Origin of the sequence: Vibrio sp. RE86 (assembly GCF_013114545.1) — a bacterium.
GTDB lineage: Bacteria > Pseudomonadota > Gammaproteobacteria > Enterobacterales > Vibrionaceae > Vibrio.
The window spans coordinates 171,238-188,861 of record NZ_VTXI01000008.1 but is presented as its reverse complement, the minus strand read 5'-3'; the positions used below and the strand labels follow the sequence as shown (position 1 = coordinate 188,861).

General features: G+C 42.4%; 15 protein-coding genes. 13 read left to right on the top strand and 2 right to left on the bottom strand.

Translation table 11 applies throughout. The annotated features are described in order from the left end of the window. The first annotated feature begins 7 nt into the window (after positions 1-7). From F0231_RS10265 to F0231_RS10245, 5 genes are all read left to right on the top strand, one after another. A complete protein-coding gene (locus F0231_RS10265; RefSeq protein ID WP_171759637.1) occupies positions 8-1,291 on the top strand; it encodes a TRAP transporter large permease subunit in 1,284 nt (427 codons plus the stop codon). A 90-nt stretch (positions 1,292-1,381) separates the two neighbouring features. Beyond that, positions 1,382-2,743, top strand: coding sequence for a cache domain-containing protein (locus F0231_RS10260; protein WP_171759636.1), 1,362 nt, complete (start codon positions 1,382-1,384; stop codon positions 2,741-2,743). Further along, positions 2,736-3,371 (top strand): response regulator transcription factor, encoded by a 636-nt coding sequence (locus F0231_RS10255; RefSeq protein ID WP_171759635.1) that lies wholly within the window; start codon positions 2,736-2,738, stop codon positions 3,369-3,371. Before F0231_RS10260 ends, F0231_RS10255 begins: the two co-directional genes overlap by 8 nt. A 168-nt stretch (positions 3,372-3,539) precedes the next feature. Beyond that, entirely contained in the window at positions 3,540-3,878 is a 339-nt protein-coding gene (locus F0231_RS10250) for a DOPA 4,5-dioxygenase family protein (protein WP_171759634.1), read from the top strand. Between the two features lie 105 nt (positions 3,879-3,983). Beyond that, the gene (locus F0231_RS10245) at positions 3,984-4,586 is read left to right on the top strand and encodes a 2OG-Fe(II) oxygenase (protein WP_171759633.1); all 603 of its coding nucleotides are present in this window, start codon (positions 3,984-3,986) and stop codon (positions 4,584-4,586) included. Here the strand turns inward: F0231_RS10245 and F0231_RS10240 are convergent. Beyond that, positions 4,583-5,452, bottom strand: a complete 870-nt coding sequence (locus F0231_RS10240; protein WP_367613472.1) for a patatin family protein — start codon at positions 5,450-5,452, stop codon at positions 4,583-4,585. The genes F0231_RS10245 and F0231_RS10240 overlap by 4 nt on opposite strands. Positions 5,453-5,727: 275 nt before the next feature. Between F0231_RS10240 and F0231_RS10235 the strand changes: the two genes are divergently transcribed. Both F0231_RS10235 and F0231_RS10230 read left to right on the top strand, forming a co-directional pair. Beyond that, positions 5,728-5,949: a hypothetical protein gene (locus F0231_RS10235; RefSeq protein ID WP_171759631.1), complete on the top strand. Its 222-nt coding sequence runs from the start codon at positions 5,728-5,730 to the stop codon at positions 5,947-5,949. Between the two features lie 483 nt (positions 5,950-6,432). After that, on the top strand, positions 6,433-7,851 hold the full coding sequence (locus F0231_RS10230; protein WP_171759630.1) for a basic amino acid/polyamine antiporter: 1,419 nt from the start codon (positions 6,433-6,435) through the stop codon (positions 7,849-7,851). A 35-nt stretch (positions 7,852-7,886) separates the two neighbouring features. Here F0231_RS10230 and rarD read toward each other — a convergent pair whose 3' ends face one another. Further along, complete coding sequence (gene rarD / locus F0231_RS10225) at positions 7,887-8,777, bottom strand: EamA family transporter RarD (RefSeq protein ID WP_171759629.1); 891 nt, start codon at positions 8,775-8,777, stop codon at positions 7,887-7,889. Positions 8,778-9,102: 325 nt separating this feature from the next. Here rarD and F0231_RS10220 point away from each other — a divergent pair, with 325 nt between their 5' ends. From F0231_RS10220 to F0231_RS10195, 6 genes are all read left to right on the top strand, one after another. Continuing rightward, the gene (locus F0231_RS10220; protein ID WP_171759628.1) at positions 9,103-11,196 is read left to right on the top strand and encodes a type VI secretion system tip protein VgrG; all 2,094 of its coding nucleotides are present in this window, start codon (positions 9,103-9,105) and stop codon (positions 11,194-11,196) included. After that, on the top strand, positions 11,186-12,064 hold the full coding sequence (locus tag F0231_RS10215; RefSeq protein ID WP_171759627.1) for a DUF4123 domain-containing protein: 879 nt from the start codon (positions 11,186-11,188) through the stop codon (positions 12,062-12,064). The genes F0231_RS10220 and F0231_RS10215 overlap by 11 nt, the downstream gene beginning before the upstream one ends. Next, positions 12,061-15,357, top strand: a complete 3,297-nt coding sequence (locus tag F0231_RS10210) for a toxin VasX (RefSeq protein ID WP_171759626.1) — start codon at positions 12,061-12,063, stop codon at positions 15,355-15,357. The genes F0231_RS10215 and F0231_RS10210 overlap by 4 nt, the downstream gene beginning before the upstream one ends. Before the next feature lies 1 nt (position 15,358). Beyond that, entirely contained in the window at positions 15,359-16,456 is a 1,098-nt protein-coding gene (locus F0231_RS10205) for a DUF6708 domain-containing protein (RefSeq protein WP_171759625.1), read from the top strand. A 214-nt stretch (positions 16,457-16,670) separates the two neighbouring features. Then, entirely contained in the window at positions 16,671-17,027 is a 357-nt protein-coding gene (locus tag F0231_RS10200; protein WP_171759624.1) for a PilZ domain-containing protein, read from the top strand. 91 nt (positions 17,028-17,118) lie between these two features. Next, complete coding sequence (locus F0231_RS10195) at positions 17,119-17,550, top strand: hypothetical protein (RefSeq protein WP_171759623.1); 432 nt, start codon at positions 17,119-17,121, stop codon at positions 17,548-17,550. Positions 17,551-17,624: the final 74 nt, after the last annotated feature.

Genomic DNA, 17,624 nt, shown 5'->3' with positions numbered 1-17,624 from the left:
CAGGAAAATGGTCGGTATTGTAATGTTTTTTGTTGCCTTGTTTGCTCTGCTACTTGGCTTCCCGGTTGCGTTTACCTTTGGCGGTATTGCACTTATCTTTGGCGTATGGGCAGAAGGCATGGATATGTTCGCCTTTATGCCATATCGAATTCAGTCGATTATGGAAAACACCGTACTTATGGCGGTTCCATTATTCGTATTCATGGGGTTAGTTCTACAAAAAACTCGCCTTGCAGAGCAGTTACTTGAGTCTATGGGTAAGCTGTTCGGTGGCGTGCGCGGCGGTATTGCGATTTCCACCGTATTGGTTGGTGCGCTACTTGCGGCGTCTACGGGTGTGGTTGGTGCGTCCGTGGTTGCGATGGGGCTTATCTCTCTTCCAGTTATGCTCAAGTACAACTACGACAAAGGATTAGCGTGTGGCACCATTTGTGCGTCAGGTACTTTAGGACAAATTATCCCACCTTCAATCGTGCTTATTCTTTTAGGTGACGTGCTTGGTGTACCAGTAGGCGACTTGTTCCAAGCGGCGGTTTGGCCTGGTTTGGTTTTAGTTGGTGCTTATGTCATCTATATTCTGATTTACGCCAAACTCAACCCTGAAGCGGCACAACCTATCCCAAGTGACGGCACAATGGATCGTCGCCAAGAGGTGATTGCAGCGCTTAAAGCGGTTATTCCGCCACTCGCTCTGATTGTGGTCGTGCTTGGTTCCATCTTTGCCGGTGTTGCAACGCCAACAGAATCAGCTGCTCTGGGTGGAGCTGGGGCAATTGTGCTTGCTGTGTTGTACCGTCAATTCAGTTGGTCCATGGTATACGAAGCATCAAAAGAGACCGTAAAAGTCACTGCAATGGTCTTTGCGATTTTGCTTGGTGCAACCGCATTCTCGATGGCGTTTACCTACACTGGTGGTGATTACTTAGTTGAAGAGTGGATGCTGCAAATTCCAGGTGAGAAATGGGGCTTCTTGATCATCACTATGTTGGTCATATTGATCCTTGGTTTCTTCATCGACTTCGTAGAGATCTGTTTTATTATCGTACCAATCATTGCGCCAGTCGCTGAGCTCATGGGCATCAACATGACATGGTTTGCGATTTTGATTGCAATGAACCTTCAGACCTCGTTCTTAACACCACCGTTCGGCTTTAGCTTGTTCTACCTCAAAGGCGTAGCACCGAATGGGGTGACGACACGCGATATATACCGAGGTGTTATGCCATTTATCGCGATTCAGATTTTGGTTCTCGCTTCGCTGCTGGTGTTCCCTGAATTCTACGGAATGTGATCACTTAGTTACGATTCGTTTAAAACTCCTGATAAAGTTAGGCTGCTTACATCGATGTGAGCAGCCTTTGTAGTTCTTTGGGGGAAGGGAATGCCTCTACAAGCAAAATTAATCTTATTGAGCCTATTACCGTTACTTCTTGTTACGGCACTCACCAGTTGGATTTCGATTCATCAAGCGAAAACATTGGGTGAAAAAGAGATCCAAATCTTTGAAGACGGCTTAATTCGTTCTAAAGAGACGGCACTCAAAGATCATGTTGATCTTGCGTTCGATGCTATCTCTCATATCTACAATGATGACTCTTTGCCAGAAGCCGTCGCGAAAAAGCAAGTCAAAGAGGTGCTGTCAAAGTTACGCTATGGCAAAGACAAAGATGGTTACTTCTTTGCTTACTCTCAGGATGGCACAAATCTGGTTCACCCGATCATGCCGGAATTGGTGGGAGAGAATCTACTGCATATTCAAGATGAGAACGGGGACCATCTTATCGAAGCCTTGCTATCTCAAGCTCAGCAGGGGGGCGGTTTTCATCGCTATCTTTGGCAAAAGCCATCGACCGGAGAAAATGTGCCCAAGCTTAGTTACGCTGCTTGGTTAAGTAAGTGGGACTGGATGGTCGGCACGGGCCTGTATATCGAAGACATCACTTACGAGGTCGCCAATCTCAAGTCTGAGGTAAACAAGAATATCGAAACGACGTTTTTTTCGATGATTGTGATTGTAGTCGTGACCGTCGGTGTGATTGTTGTAATTACGCTAGCGGTGAATTTGCATGAACATCGTTTAGCTGACAGAAGCCTCAAAGAGCTGGCACATAAAACCGTTATGTTCCAAGAAGATGAGAAAAAACACCTCGCTAGAGAGTTACATGATGGGATAAATCAGTTGCTTGTTTCTAGTAAGTGCCACCTTGAATTACTCGCCAGTAAGATTGATGATGCGCCACTTAAATCGCACTTGGACAAATCTCAACAGTCCATTACCACAGCGATCAATGAGGTGAGGCATATATCCCATAATCTTCGACCAAGTGCATTAGATGATATCGGGCTAGAAGCCGCATTGAATACTTTGCTGCTAGACTTTAAATCACATTCGGGTATTGATGCCGAAGCTTCTCTGACGCAAACCTCACGTAAGTTGAAGTCGGAAGTGGCGACGACACTCTATCGAGTTGCACAAGAGTCGTTGACCAACATTGAGAAGCACTCTGGTGCTAAAAAGGTGACGGTTATTCTTCAGCAGATGGGTAATATGCTGCAACTCATCGTAAGAGATAATGGGGTGGGTTTTGATGTAAATAGCACGCTGAGGAAAAGTGGTATTGGCTTACGTAACATGCGAGAACGTGTTGAGTTTATCGGTGGTGACTTTGAGATTGAAAGTGAGCCAGGTTTTGGCACAGAGATAACCGTATTACTGGAATTGGATGGATTAGTTTATGGATAAACCTATTAGAGTGGTGATCGTTGATGATCATCAAGTGGTTTTGGATGGATTTATCGCTCGTCTTCAAACCGAAAAGGACATCCAGGTTGTTGGCTCGGCCAGTAATGGTTTGGAAGCGATTGATGTTATTAAAGAGTTGGTTCCAGACGTAGTACTGATGGATGTGAGTATGCCTCTTATGAATGGGATTGATGCCACACACATGATCAAACAATCTATGCCAGAGGTTAAGGTGCTGATGTTAACCATGCATGACAACCGAGAATACATTATGAAAGTGATGCAGGCTGGTGCGGTTGGATACATGCTTAAAGAGATTTGTGCGACGAGAATGGTTCAAGCCATCAAAACGGTCTATCAAGGCTCAACTTATTTCTGTGAGTCAGTGACTCAAACACTGTTTTCACAAGAGGTAGTGCCTGTCGCTCTGAAGCCAAATCCACTCAGTCGCAGAGAAGAGTCGATTCTTAAGCTGGTGGCTGAAGGAAATAGCAGTAAGAAAATCGCCTCTTTGCTAAGTATTAGCTATCGCACGGTTGAAACTCATCGTCAGAACATAAAGCATAAGCTGGATTTGCACAGTACCGCTGAACTGGCGAAATACGCTGTGGAGCAGGGCATTGCGTAGTTTTTAGAATACTTCTATCGCGCTGGGTTCAACCAGCCAATACTGATCGGTTACGCTCTGGGGCTAGAGTGAACTCTCGGGCTCTTTTTGTAATGAATGTAAGTCACAGCGAGTCGCCAAAAAAGAAATGGTATGATAGGCGCATAAAATCATAACAATGAAGTCACTATGTCCTTCCCTAAGAATATTCACCAAGATTACCACGCTCATATCTACTTCAATCAAAACACAAGTGCATCGGCAAAAGCGTTACGTGAAAACGTACAAGAGACCTTTTCTCTACCAGTTGGCAACTTTAATGAGAAGCCTGTTGGGCCACATACAATGTGGAGTTTCTCTATCACGTTTACGGCAAATGATTTTGATGCTCTGATTGCCTGGCTTGAAGAAAATCGCGGATCTTTTTCCGTATTGGTTCATGCGTTAACGGGCGATGACCATAAAGATCACACCGATTACGCATACTGGTTGGGTGAATCTGTCGAACTGGACCTATCTCGCTTTTAACCTCAAAAGGAAAGTTGTCGAGACGATAAACAACTCGATTTGTTAACTCGTTGGTGAGTTCTGTATAAGGCGTCCTCTGATTTAATCACTGGACAACAACGACGAATGAACCAACTTATTGATGCGTTAACCACTCAAGGCTACTACGTTTGGGATGACTTTCTAACTGAGAACGAAGTTGCTCAATTAAGAGATAGTATCCCTGAAGATTGGAAAAAAGCACGTATTGGAAGAAACGATGAAGTGGTGCGTGAAAGTGCAATTCGAAGCGATAAGATTCAGTGGTTATCACCAGCTATGGGGCAACCAGTTGAAGCTTTTCTTACGAAAATGGAGCAGATTCGCCTTGAGGCCAACCGCCATTTTTTCCTAGGCTTATTCGAGTACGAAGCGCACTTTGCCAAGTATGAGAAAGGTGATTTTTACCAGAAACATTTAGACTGTTTTAAGGGCAATGAAAACCGTCGTTTAACAACGGTTTTTTACATGAATGAATCTTGGTCTGAAGAGGATGCGGGTGAGTTGGTGGTGTATGACCTCAATGACAAGAAGATCGCGACGATTCCACCAAAAGCAGGGCGTCTATTCGTCTTCTTCTCTGAACAGTTTCCTCATGAAGTGCTACCAACCAATAGTGAACGTTTTAGTATTGCTGGTTGGTTCCGAGTGAATGGTGTTAAAGATAACCAACTCGATATTGCACATTAAAGACAAAAGTGACAGTTTTCCTCTGTTAATCCATAAACACCTTGTCGGCTGGCAAGGTGTTTTTCCCCTTCGCTAACGCCCATTTCATACCCTTCTTTAAGAGTCTTCAAATCCATTGTCAAACGCTTAACGTTGAAGTGCTCTGGTGGGGCGATTACGCGAATCGTCACATCTTTTGGTGGATTACGGATGAACTCTAACGATTGGTTGTACCGATCTGTTCTTTCTTTCATCGCTTTCCCTATCATCGGGTATCGTTTTAGCAATCTTTGGATTAACCAAGAGCTTCTGCTTTTTGGCATTTCATAGCTTAACGGATGTGACAGAACGACGGTGATCTCTTTTGCACCTTGTCGATAAGCCTCAATTACAGGAATTGAGTCAGCGACACCACCGTCTGTATAACATCCCCCTGAGAAGCAAGGCGTCTGCTTATAAGCAATAGGCAGGGCGCTGGTGGCTTCAAGAATATTAAACAGGTTATGAGGTAGCACTTGGTAATAGTCAGCTAGGCCCGTCTCAATATTGGTGGCTGTTGCAAGCATAGGGATATTATCGAACAAGGCCTTTTGGTCGAGAGGGTAACGTTTGTCGGACTCTGAAACGAGCCATTTCACGTCGACCAGATGTCCACCTTGAATAAACCTTTTAGGATTAAAAAAGCGTTTATCAGTCGCTAACTCGGTGATCACCTTGTAGCTTCGTCCTTTTTGCTTTGAGAGGTAACCGACAAGGTTTGATGCACCTGCCGACACACCGAGAGCAAGATCATAGGGAAAAAACTGCTCTTCAATAAACGTATCGAGTACCCCTGATGCGAAAACCCCTCGCATCGCACCGCCTTCAACAACAATTGCCTTCATTATTCATACTTTCAACTTCTGATGGATGGGAGAAGTTTATAAAGAGTGGTTGTGGGATGAAAATGGGAACTCTAGATTCCTGCGATAGGGTAAATCTATTAATAGGAATTACCGATTGAATTCATGGATAGCAAAGTTTATGTCGATGATATCTTGTGTAATATGCTAATAACCTCAGATGTTTATCTTTTTTCATGTTTTTATATACAGTATTTTTCTTGACGTTACAGGGATAACTTCTATACTGGATATAGATACAGGTAATTGGGAGGTGTATTATGTTGCTAGATACAATTGAACGTGTGAACCGCCTACGCCAGAAAGCAATGGCTGATCCTCAGTTTGTTCAATCAGCAAAAGCGCATGAGAAAGCGCTTAACGATCAAGATTATCACTACGTCGCTAAGAACAAACGATCCAAAGCTCGTAAAGATAGAAGCTTGGCGGATATTTACGAACAGGCAGAATTCGGGCAAAGGCTCGAAAGCTCGAAACATTAATGAATCCAAGAGAAAGCAGCCAGTAGGCTGCTTTTTTGATCTTTGAAGCAAAAAAATGGCCGCATAAGCGACCGTACAAACAGGAAGTAATGGATACCATGGTAGCGCGAGGTTCACTCTCAAACCTTCGCCTTATTAGATTGTAGTCTAAGCCGAGCAATGTGCGAGCGGTTAGGAATAAAAGTTATCCACGAGCGCATAAATAGTCATAATTTGTGTGGTTGTTTGGTGTCTTATATATCTTATTTATTTATTATTTTGGGTTTAGATACCAATTAAATTTAAAATTCTGGTTTAAGTATCTATTTATTTAATTCTTAATGGAGTTTTGTCGCTATAATGCAAGGCGTTAATTGATCAGTGACAATGAAAGTTTCGATTTGAACCAGATGTGTGCGATTTCGATCACAGTCACTCTGCCTATTTGGGCTAATTCGGCGTAAAATTGCGCCCTCTAAAAGAACGGTAACACCGGAAATAATAATGGATAATAAACTCGGCTTGAGTTCGCTGACGGCGATCGTGATTGGCTCCATGATCGGCGCAGGTGTATTTAGTTTGCCACAGAATATGGCTTCAGTAGCAAGCCCTGCAGCGGTGATGATCGGCTGGACCATTACTGGCATCGGCATGATTTTTCTTGCGCTCTCTTTCCAGAAGCTAGCAGCCAAAAGACCGCACGTTGACAGTGGCGTGTTCGGCTACGCGAAAGACGGCTTTGGCGATTTTGTTGGCTTTTGCTCGGCATGGGGGTACTGGTTAAGTGCGATGCTCGCCAATGTCTCTTATCTGGTCATCGTCTTCAGTACACTAGGAATGCTGTTCGACACGCCTGATAATGTGATTTTCGGGCAGGGGAACACCATAGTTTCGATTGTTGGTGCTTCATGTCTCTTGTGGATGGTGCACGCCCTAGTTCTGAGGGGAGTAGAGACTGCTGCGTTAATTAATATGGTGACGACATACGCCAAATTAGTACCGTTGATTATCTTTATTCTGTGCGCATTTGCCGCTTTTAGTTGGAATACGTTCACACTCGACTTTTCAGGCCTACATTTCGGCGAAGAACACGATCTGATGGCCCAAGTTAAAAGCACCATGTTGGTTACTGTTTGGGTGTTCATTGGTATTGAAGGCGCTGTAGTGGTGTCGAGTCGCGCACGTGATCGAAAAGATATTGGCCGAGCAACTATTCTTGGTCTTTTAACGGCGCTGGCGATCTATGTATTTGTTACGCTACTTTCGATGGGTGTTGTGAAGCCAGTTGAGTTGGCTACGTACCAAAACCCATCGATGGCTAAAGTGCTCACTACAATCATCGGTCCTTGGGGGCAGTACATTATCAGTATTGGCCTCTTGATCTCGGTATGTGGTGCTTTTTTGAGTTGGACTGTTCTCGCCTCTGAAGCGCCTTACTTGTGTGCTAAAGAGAAAATGTTCCCTAGCAAATATGCTCAGGTTAACAAGACAGGAAGTCCCGTCCGCCCTCTAACACTTACCAACGTATGGATCCAAATTTCACTCGTTTTTGTTATGTTTGCAGGCAGCACTTATGACACATTGTTGATCATCGCTTCAGAGATGATCCTCGTTCCGTATTTCTTAATTGGTGCCTTTGTTCTTAAAATTGCCATCCAAGAGAGAAATAAAGGGAGCTTACTGTTTATTGGGCTAGGCGCGACAGTTTATGGACTTTGGCTGCTTTATGCGTCTGGTCTTAACTACTTATTGTTGTCTGCACTGTTATACATCCCAGGTCTTTATTTTTACGTTCAAGCGAAAAAAGAACAGGGGATCAACCCTTTTAAAGGACGAGAAAAATTAGGCGCTAGCCTGCTCGGTACTGTTGCAATTATTGCAGTAGGTATGATGTGGAACGGTAGCTTAAGTATTGCATTCTAAAATAAAACCCCAGCTTGAGAGAGCTGGGTTTTTTATTATTGATATTTGGCGCTATATTTCCCACGAAGGCTTTCGAAAATAGTGAAAAGCAGCCCTGCCCAGATAAAACTAAAGCTGACTAGTTTGACTTCGTCGAACACTTCTCCAAACAGGTATATCGCCAAAAAGAACTGGATCGTTGGTTCGATATACTGCATCAAACCGATTGTTGACATGGTAGTTAATCGAATCGCGATAGAGTAAAACACCAGAGGCAAAAGCGTCGCAGGTGCAGCGCCAACGTACAGCATAAATGTTGATAAACCAGAGTTAAGAGACTCTGCGCCGACGGTAACCTCTTTATACCCCATATACGCCAATGCGATGGGTAACAGCACTAGCGCTTCGACAAACAGCCCTGTACTCCAGTTGTAATTGATCTTCTTTTTGCACCACCCATAGAACGCGAAGAAGAGCGCCATTGTTAAAGCGACGTAGGGAATTTCACCATAGTGAATGACCTGATAACTTAAACCGATACAAGCCAATAGCAGGGCGACTTTCTTACCTAAAGATAGGCTCTCTTTTAACAAGAAAACACCAAGTCCGATCATCGCGATAGGGCTAATGAAAAAACCAAGACTGGCATCAATCACTCGATCATTGGTCAGTGCCCAGGTGAAGGCTGACCACGAAATCGACATCATAATAGTCGCGATTGCTGAATAGAGCAGCGAGCGTTTATCTGCCCAAATTTCAGAAAAACTAGGTAGCTTTTTCGTAATAAAAAGAACGATCAAGGCGCCAAACGGTACAGATGCGATCAATCTTACAGCCAGTAATTCATCAGTGGCTGCGTTAGGTAAGAACTGGTAATAGAGAGGAAGTAGGCCCCAAAGCAAAAAGGAAAAGGCGGCCATCCCATTGCCTAAACGTTGCTCAGACATAGCGGTTTCTCATCGATAATGTTGCGCGAAATTTATGCCCAATCTTGGTAAAAGTAAAGTGAATAATTCAGCTTTGTCTCAGGTATTTATTCGCTATATAACATATTGTTTTAATATGAATTTCTCTGATGGTTGAGTTCAAGCAGAGTGGGCTTTGGAACATCGAGCAATCTACATTCCTTCTGAGCAATAATTTGCCAGTATTGGTAGTTATCAGCTTAAAAGTTACGTTTGGTTAAACTAAAGCTAATAGATTCAGTGCCTTAATCTTGGCTTGAAGTTTGCATTAAATCTGCTTTCAAACGTATCTCAAGAAGGAATGAGCATGGCAACCCTAAGGTTCAATATTCACGTTGATGGACTGGAAGAGGATACTTTTCGTGTTGTTGAATTCTCAGGAGATGAATCATTGTCGCAGTCGAGCCTGGATGAAAGTCGATCTTGTAATGGCTTTCGTTATCAATTCAGGCTTGCCAGTCGGCGTTCAGACATAGATCCAAATGAATTGCTCGATCAACCGGCTAACTTTGAATTGGTGCAAGATGGGGAGATCGTTCAACGTTTAAACGGTGTAATAAGCCGTTTCGGCAAAGGTGACATAGGCTACAACCACACATTTTATCATTTGACTCTCGTTCCGGCACTTGAGCGTTTAGCTCTTCGTAGAAACTCGCGCATTTTTCAGTTTAAAACGGTACCTGAAATTATTTCGATTTTACTTCAAGAGATGGGAGTCAACGATTACGCGTTCGTTTTGAAGTCTGAGCATTTACAGCGAGAGTTTTGCACTCAGTATCGTGAATCTGATTTAGATTTTGTTCACCGCTTATCCGCAGAAGAAGGAATAGTGTATTGCGTTGTGCAAGATAAGGGTAAACATACTTTACTGTTTACAGATGATAGTGGCGCGTTTTTGAAACTCGAACAGCCAATTCCGTATAACAATCTAAGTGGAGGAGTTGTCGAAGCGCCTTACATTCGTGCGTTTTCTATGCGTAACAAAACTCAAGTAAGCCATACCCAACTACAAGACTATAGCTTTAAGAAGCCAGCTTACACGTTTCAGCAGAGTGCGAATGCCCTAGTTGCTGACTATCAAAGAACAGACGCCTACGAGCACTTTGAACACCCCGGTAGGTTTAAAGATGATGCGTCGGGTAAGTTGTTCAATCAGACTCGGTTAGGCTATTTGCGTAGAGACGCCAAAACTGCATCGGGAGAAAGTAATCACCCCAGTCTTGTGGCTGGCACAAAGTTTTTATTACAAGACCACACGGACTCGTCTGCAAGTAGAGAATGGCTTGTTGTTTCTGCTCAACATAACGGATCGCAGCCCCAGTCACTTGAAGAAGACGGCGGGGAAGGTGAGACTACATACAACAATCACTTCAAAGTGATTCCTAACAATCAAGAATGGCAAGCCAAGCCAACGGTAAAACCTCTAGTCGATGGGCCAATGATGGCTACCGTCGTGGGACCAGAGGGCGAAGATATTTACTGTGATGAGTATGGCCGAGTAAAAATTCATTTTCATTGGGACCGTTATTCTAACACCGACCAACACAGCTCCTGTTGGGTGAGAGTATCGCAAGGATGGGCTGGAAGTCAGTATGGGATGGTTGCGATTCCGCGAGTCGGTCATGAGGTTATCGTGTCTTTTCTTAATGGCGACCCAGATCAGCCCATAATTACAGGTCGAACTTACCACGCCATAAACAATCCGCCTTATTCTTTGCCTGAACACAAAACGAAAACGGTGTTCAGAACAGAAACCTATCAAGGTCAGGGTTTTAACGAGCTTAGCTTTGAAGACCAAGCGGACAAAGAACGCATCTATTTCCATGCTCAGAAAGACTTAGATGTTGAAGTTAAAAACGACCAATTGTCAGAGGTTAAGCATGATAAACATTTAACCGTCGAAAATGATCAATTTGAATTGACCCAAAACAATTGGCATTCGACCGTCCAAGGTGAGCGCAGAGAACGAGTCATGGCTGACAAAACGGTGAATATTGACGGTGCGCTACAACACAAAGTCAAAACTAAAACAGCCATAGATGCAGGTGACGAAGTACACCTAAAAGCGGGCAACAAAATCGTTTTAGATGCGGGCAGTGCGATCACTATTAAAGCTGGCGGAAGCTTTGTTAAGGTAGATTCTGGCGGTGTACATGTTGTGGGCTCTGCTATCAACCTGAACTCTGGCGGCAGCGCAGGAAGCGGCAGTGGCTACAGTGGGTTAGCACCTGTTTTACCTTTGGGGCTAGAGGCGCCGGTTGCGCCGGAAGAGATTTTGTTATCACAGTTAACGTCAACACAAAAATCGATGAGCCCACTGTTAAAAAGTAGGCAAATAGAAGCACTAAAAGGATCAGAACCTGTATGTGAAGTGTGTGAAGAGCTCAATAATGATGGATAGTCTTAACAAAGCATTTTTGGAGGCGGGGCTAACTTTTAATTTAGCACGAGGTGAAAAGTTGTATCTCGTCGTTGATGGAAGCCAAATTGAAGATCTAGCTTTAAAACTCTATTCGCTAGAAGTGGAGCTTAATTTAGAGCCCATCTACATGAAAGCACCTCACGATCAGCTTATCGAAGTAGCACCGTATGTTGTACATGCATCAAAGAACGTTAGAGATTGGTTCTTTGCGCAGAATAATCCTATGGCTGGCTATTTTATTGCTTCTAGTCATTCTCTGGAGCGTATCGGCGAAAACTATAGAAAACTGATCATCGCAGAGTCACCATATGGTAGTAGGGTGTACGTAAAAATGGCGCATTCGGAGTGCGCTTGGGTCTTCTACTCAACTCGAACCCCTCAATTCTGGAACGATATATCCAAGGTATGGATACCGACTCGTAAAGAGTGGAAAGCTGAGCGAACTCCAAATATCGATTTTAATGATAGGAGTCTGAAGATTACTGACGAGCAATGGGCTCTACTTGGAAAAATATCTTGGAACACCACAATTGAGAAGCTCAGCCAGCATGTTTTTAAGTGGTTTCCAACATTACTTGAGAATTGTACTGATAGCTTATTATGGGTAGAACGCCATGCAGCAACTGCCTATGGCAAAGGTTTTACATCTGAATGTGACCTTCTAATGTACATGAATGTAATCGGTTTCTTGGGCGAGGATAAGTTCCTTGACCAAAAAGTTTATCCAGATATTTACCAACTCATTGAAATACCATCTCATAAAACGCCTTCTCAAAGAATAGAAGCTGCATCCGAACTAGCCCAAGCATACTCACATCAGAATATTACTCAGGAGAAACAAGTATGAGCACCCCAAACGACGACGCTAAATTGGGTCAGACGAAAGATGCTCAAGACCCAGCGGGTGCTTGTCCTCTTAAGAAAAACAAAATTCAGCTAGTTCCTCTTAGATATGGATTGGTCGAAACGTTATCAGCTAAAGAACACACAAAAATACCTTTCGAGACCCAATCTAAGCCTTTAGGTATAAGGTTGCTGCGTGATGGGTGGATTTATGTGGTAGCGAAAACTGACAGTAACTGGGTACTTCACGAATATAGAGCCGAAGCAGGGAAAATCACGAAACTACTTTGGCAAGATTCTGAAGTAAATAGTGATGAACGTACAACGTCAATCGGAGAAGCAAACTTAATTTTTGAAAGGTGTGATGTTATTTACTGTTCCTATTCTGAACTGCAATGGACTGCCAAGAAGTGTTCTCAAGTAATAGGGTCAGATAAAGACAGATTACGTTTTATGCAAAAGGTAAACCTATCTGGCTTTGATGCGATTAATGGTGGAACAGATCTGTTAACACCAAAACAAGCATCAGTGCTCATTGCTGAATGTTCAGAGCAGCCGGAAACTAATACGAGTGACCTAGATTACCAGCCATATGAATGGGAGCATAAGTCGCTATTTAGGCAAATAGATTTCACAACTATCAGCAGTTCGGTTCTCGCTGAGTATCGAGAAGATCATCTTTATTTAGTGTTCAATGATGATATAGGAGTGTTAAGAGACTTAGCAAGCTATCAGGGATTGGTCGCAAAATCGTTGGAGGATTGGCAGTCTGACGAAAAACAATATCAAAAATATCTCGAAGGTTCGTATATCGAAACTCAGTTGCAGGTATCACCAGAGAAAGTTGACGCTCTTGCTGCATTGCTGGGGAATAAAGAGTTTACGGATGAACTTTCAGAATACCAGAAGGAGAGCGTTGTAAATTGGATACAAGAGTACGACGATAAACGTAGTGATTATATGCGTCCTTCTGTTGGTGAAAAGTATCGCGCAATGGAGAAAGTCCTCGGCGATGAAGTTATGGATAAATATCGCGATATAATCTACGACATCCAAGAGCAATTTGACAATGACCTCAATGGAGTTAGCTCATGGAAAATCTGGAACGCGTCACATGGTAAGAAAGGAATTCGAGAACTAATACATCAAGATGAAATGGAGAAATTTTTAGAAAAAGAAAGAAAGAAACTAGCATTTTGGGATGAAAGGCTGAGTTCAATATCCAAAGATCGCATAGATTTGTTTGAGCGCTTTTACTTTGCAGCTTGGTACTTTGACTCAAGTACTAACAAACAGTTAGAAGAGTTACTAGCTGCCGAATATAGTTGTATTCAGGATCTGTGTTGGAATGATGCCGCTAGCCAGTTGGTTTCTGAAAAACTAGAAGAAATGCCTTGGGTCGCTAGCTATCGAGCATTATTTACGCTTTCCGTTGATGAATACGACAAACTGACAGAAGCCATTAGTAAAAAAATAACGGAAGCGAAGCTCATCGCTACTTTTAAGAAAGATCTCACTGAACTTAACCATATCGGTACAGAACTGAATACCATCTTCAATGAGCAGTTCAGACCTCATGAAGTTATTCAAACGAACGACGGTTTAAATAGTTTTTCGCAACTTATTGATTCAACATACGTTCCGGCTAATACGATTGGCTTAACAAACACTATTGAAACTTTTTTTCAAAAAGTAAGTAGTGTTCAGGACTTCAATCCCTCAGAAGTCTTGCGTAGTCACACGGGTGCTGCATGGCTTGGCGTATTGCAAGCCTATAGAAATACGGACATAACTCTTGGTTTTGCAAGTGAGAAGGAAATGAGTAAATTCAATACTCTTACTGAACAAGCAACCAAGATCCGAAAAGACAATACCTCCTTGAAAAATACAATACGTCAAGTGTGGGCAGAACATAGAAAAAAAGGTCGTTCGGGTAAGCCTGATGTAGATGCCCTTAACGAAAGTCACAAGGCTAATCAAGTCAAACTTTCCGAGCTTGAAACAAAAATCTATGAATCAATTTCTCCATTTGGAGAAGGATCTGAAAAGGCGGGATTTTATATAAAAGGCCTAAGCGAAGCTCAAAAACTTGATGTTAAACTGATGGCTTCAGATTATCGTTCGATTAGTAAAGTCAGATCTTGGAATTATCTTAGTGGTTGGGATGGGTTATCAGCAGTTATCACCTTTTTTGCAGTATATAATGCCATTAATAGTTACTCCAATTTAACAAGCTCTAACAAGAACGTTAGTATAGTATCTTTAATAAGGGACACAACTTCAGCATTGAGTGCCACTTTCGGCTTTGCGCAAGGTTTGAGATCTAATTATGATAAAGCAGCGCTCAATAGTGTTAACCATATCAATTCAAAGCTAGCTTACAGTGCTAATTTAGGTCGCTGGACTGCCGCTCTTGGTGGAAGTGCATATCTGTTTGGTATGGTTTCATCAACAATGAAAGCATATGAATCAGGTAGTCAATTGGTGGAAGCACTATCAAAAGGAAAAACAACGTCAGTAGTTAAACATAGTACAGATCTTTTTGCCGAATCTAGTATGACGGTGGTAAATGGCTTGGGACTATATCGAAGTGCTCAAGTAGGATGGGCTGTAATGCAAACAGAAAGTGCTGCAAGGGCCGCTCTCTGGGCAAGCAGTAGTAGCCGACTTCTCTCGATTGGCATAAGAGTTAATATGATTGGCTTGGTTGTGTCTGCAATTCAACTTGGGGTTACGGCAGGGTATAACTACTTTAGTTTGTCGGACTATATGCAATGGTTTAGAGATAGTTTATGGGGTAATGCGCCAAAAAATAATTCACTTCAATTAAGCAACGAGCAACTGGCTAGAATCAGTTCTAAACCAAGCATGTCAATTCAACAACTTCCTGCAGGAAATGCTTTATCATTGTTAATGCCTGGCATTACTGTCAATGAACTTGATAACGCTGGAATCGAAATAGCGGTCTATTGGCTTTTAGATCAGCAAAGAAACAAATGGCAGCCTTGGACTGAAGCAGCAGGACAGCAATGGGTCTGTTTGAGTTCATCAAATGAGCCACTTGAGATCGGACTTCCAGTTTTCCCTCGCGAAGCGAATGCACATCATGGTATCGGCGTAGAATTACATTATTTTCCAACACTGGATTCGTCAGAAAAAACAGTTGTGCGTTACCAAACTACAAGTTTAAACCGACTCGGACTTTTAAGTGAAGTAAGTATGCTAAAGGCAAAAAACATTGTACGTGATAACTTATTACCGCTTACGACAAGTCAACTGAAATTACAAGGCGTATAACGTGACTAAAGACCAAAGCGTAGAACAGGATTTTAACTTAAACGATCAACGCCCGCTTGCTGGAGAAGTTCGCACCTATCCTTTAGGTGAGGCTCTTTTCTTTTCACCGAAGCCATTACCTTCGGCGAGAGTTTCACCCAATAGTTTAGGTGAATCAAACCAAATATTAGAAATCAACGATTCGTATATGGATATCGGTCAGTCAAACCAAGGAAAAGCATTTCAAGCGCAATTAGTAATATTTTGGGTCATGCTTGCAACGTTCGTAGTGTTGTCCGTGTTTATGTTTAGTGCAAATATAATGAAAGATACACATGAAGGATTTTTTCAAGCACTATTCGTAACAATTCAAGAGGACTGGGGCGCTTTGATTTTAGCTATCATGCTACCTTCAACTTTTGGTTGGAGTGCGGTGATCAATTCTTCTCTAAAAAAAGCACGTCAGAAGCCAATTCGATTTAATCGACAGCGTAGAGAAGTCTGTTATTTCGAAGAGGGAAGTAAAACGCCTACAATTGTCCCTTGGGAGGAAGCTGTCTCATGGGTATCCATGTACAAAGGCTTTACAGGTAGTGCAATTGTCTCAAATGTCACATTCGGAATCGCATTGCCGGATTCGTCGCGTAAAGATTATTGGATGTTTAAAAGACCAGTAGGGATCATGGAAGAAGGGCAACGCTCGTGGGAAATTATTCGTTGCTACATGGAAGAAGAACCTGAATATTGGGCTACAAAAGCCCAAAATGAAGACAGAAAGTCCTTTGATGCGAGTCGAAATAAGCTAAGAAAAAAATTTAGAGAAAGCCATCGTCCTTTATTTGCTCTGAGTATGTCAGATCCTACCGCCTCATACTTTAATATGTTCGGTTATTATGCTTTTAATATCTTATGTTTCTGGAAGCTGCCTTATATTGTTTCGGAGTGGGATAATCGAATCTCTATGGCAAATTTCCCTCCAGAAGTAAATGAGTGGTCAAAGCCGCTACCGAGAGAAGAGTGGGCAAAACCAAGTGAGGATTTAAAGAAGCAGAAAGATGCTGCGATTAAGCACTATAATTCTGGTGGCACTCTAGCTAATCTGAAGTTACTTAAAGCCTAGACGAAACAAATATTAAACCGCTCAAATGATCGGTTTAGCCATCAGTGAATTGAGCAAACCATTTTCCACATGCCTTTTGACATCCCTAAACCTCCACAGCGTACCAATCTATAAAATAAACTGTGATGTTGATCGTTCTGCTCTTAACCTTTTGTTTCGTTAAAAGCTTATACTTAAAGATTATATCAAGTTATCAAAGGTACGGAGCAGGATAATGAGTGGCTTTGAACAGAAACGGAAATTCTACCGACTTAAGTACCCTAAGCGAGCTCGCCCGTTCGTTAATCTGGGTGATGAGACCTTCCAAGTTACGGAGGTTTCGGAAGGTGGTATTCGTATGGTTGCCAACAATTTTACCTCTATGTACCGAGGCTTATCTGTGAAAGGTGTTCTCAATTTACTTGATGAAGACTCTGTCAGTATCGAAGGTGCGGTCTTGAGATTTGAAGGTGATGAGGTAATTATTCAACTCAAGAAGGGCCCGACATTCAAAATTATGGTTGATCAACAACGCCATATAAAAAATAAATACCCCGTGTTTTTTGCTCGCCTGCGCGAAGAGGCAGCATAGTTTCTCTCAAACATATCTATCTCAATCGACATTAAATGCACCTCGGTAGTATCCATATGCCAAGGTGTATTTTTTAATAAGGAATCGAACATTGGATAAAGCTCTAGTTCTTCATCAGCTGTTCTTAAGAGAAAACGACGAGCCTCAGCTAGTAGATGTAAATCAAACAAGCTTGGAAGTTTCTGACAATCAGAAATACCAAAGCTGGTTACAAGGCAAGCGAGCTCTTGAGCTTCAAGATGTTGCTGACTCACGTTGGATAAAAACGTGTACTGGTGGCTATATAACGGAAGTGATTTTTAACGCAAACGGAACACTCGAAGAGTATCGTTTGTTTGATCGTTTTAGAACGTCAGGCTCTTGGATTTTAAGGGATGGGATCTTATCTGTTGAGATCCGAAAAGGAGAAAACCGTTATACGCTCAATGTAGTAGGCAATAAGATTGTCAATATTCACTCGGCAGTTGAATATAAGAATGATCAGTTACATTCATACCTCAAGCTTGCACCAATAAAACCTTAAGAATAGAAGTAATAGGATCATTTTGTTGCATATTTCTGTGGATTTTCAGTATTCTGAACTGAGATCAATCTATT

What these genes read in the sequence shown, in the direction of transcription:
- F0231_RS10220 (WP_171759628.1), top strand. Translation starts at nt 9,103, where the DNA reads ATGGCAACCCTAAGGTTCAATATTCACGTTGATGGACTGGAAGAGGAT.
- F0231_RS10215 (WP_171759627.1), top strand. Translation starts at nt 11,186, where the DNA reads ATGATGGATAGTCTTAACAAAGCATTTTTGGAGGCGGGGCTAACTTTT.
- F0231_RS10230 (WP_171759630.1), top strand. Translation starts at nt 6,433, where the DNA reads ATGGATAATAAACTCGGCTTGAGTTCGCTGACGGCGATCGTGATTGGC.
- F0231_RS10265 (WP_171759637.1), top strand. Translation starts at nt 8, where the DNA reads ATGGTCGGTATTGTAATGTTTTTTGTTGCCTTGTTTGCTCTGCTACTT.
- F0231_RS10250 (WP_171759634.1), top strand. Translation starts at nt 3,540, where the DNA reads ATGTCCTTCCCTAAGAATATTCACCAAGATTACCACGCTCATATCTAC.
- F0231_RS10260 (WP_171759636.1), top strand. Translation starts at nt 1,382, where the DNA reads ATGCCTCTACAAGCAAAATTAATCTTATTGAGCCTATTACCGTTACTT.
- F0231_RS10235 (WP_171759631.1), top strand. Translation starts at nt 5,728, where the DNA reads ATGTTGCTAGATACAATTGAACGTGTGAACCGCCTACGCCAGAAAGCA.
- F0231_RS10245 (WP_171759633.1), top strand. Translation starts at nt 3,984, where the DNA reads ATGAACCAACTTATTGATGCGTTAACCACTCAAGGCTACTACGTTTGG.
- F0231_RS10255 (WP_171759635.1), top strand. Translation starts at nt 2,736, where the DNA reads ATGGATAAACCTATTAGAGTGGTGATCGTTGATGATCATCAAGTGGTT.
- F0231_RS10200 (WP_171759624.1), top strand. Translation starts at nt 16,671, where the DNA reads ATGAGTGGCTTTGAACAGAAACGGAAATTCTACCGACTTAAGTACCCT.
- F0231_RS10210 (WP_171759626.1), top strand. Translation starts at nt 12,061, where the DNA reads ATGAGCACCCCAAACGACGACGCTAAATTGGGTCAGACGAAAGATGCT.
- rarD (WP_171759629.1), bottom strand. Translation starts at nt 8,777, where the DNA reads ATGTCTGAGCAACGTTTAGGCAATGGGATGGCCGCCTTTTCCTTTTTG.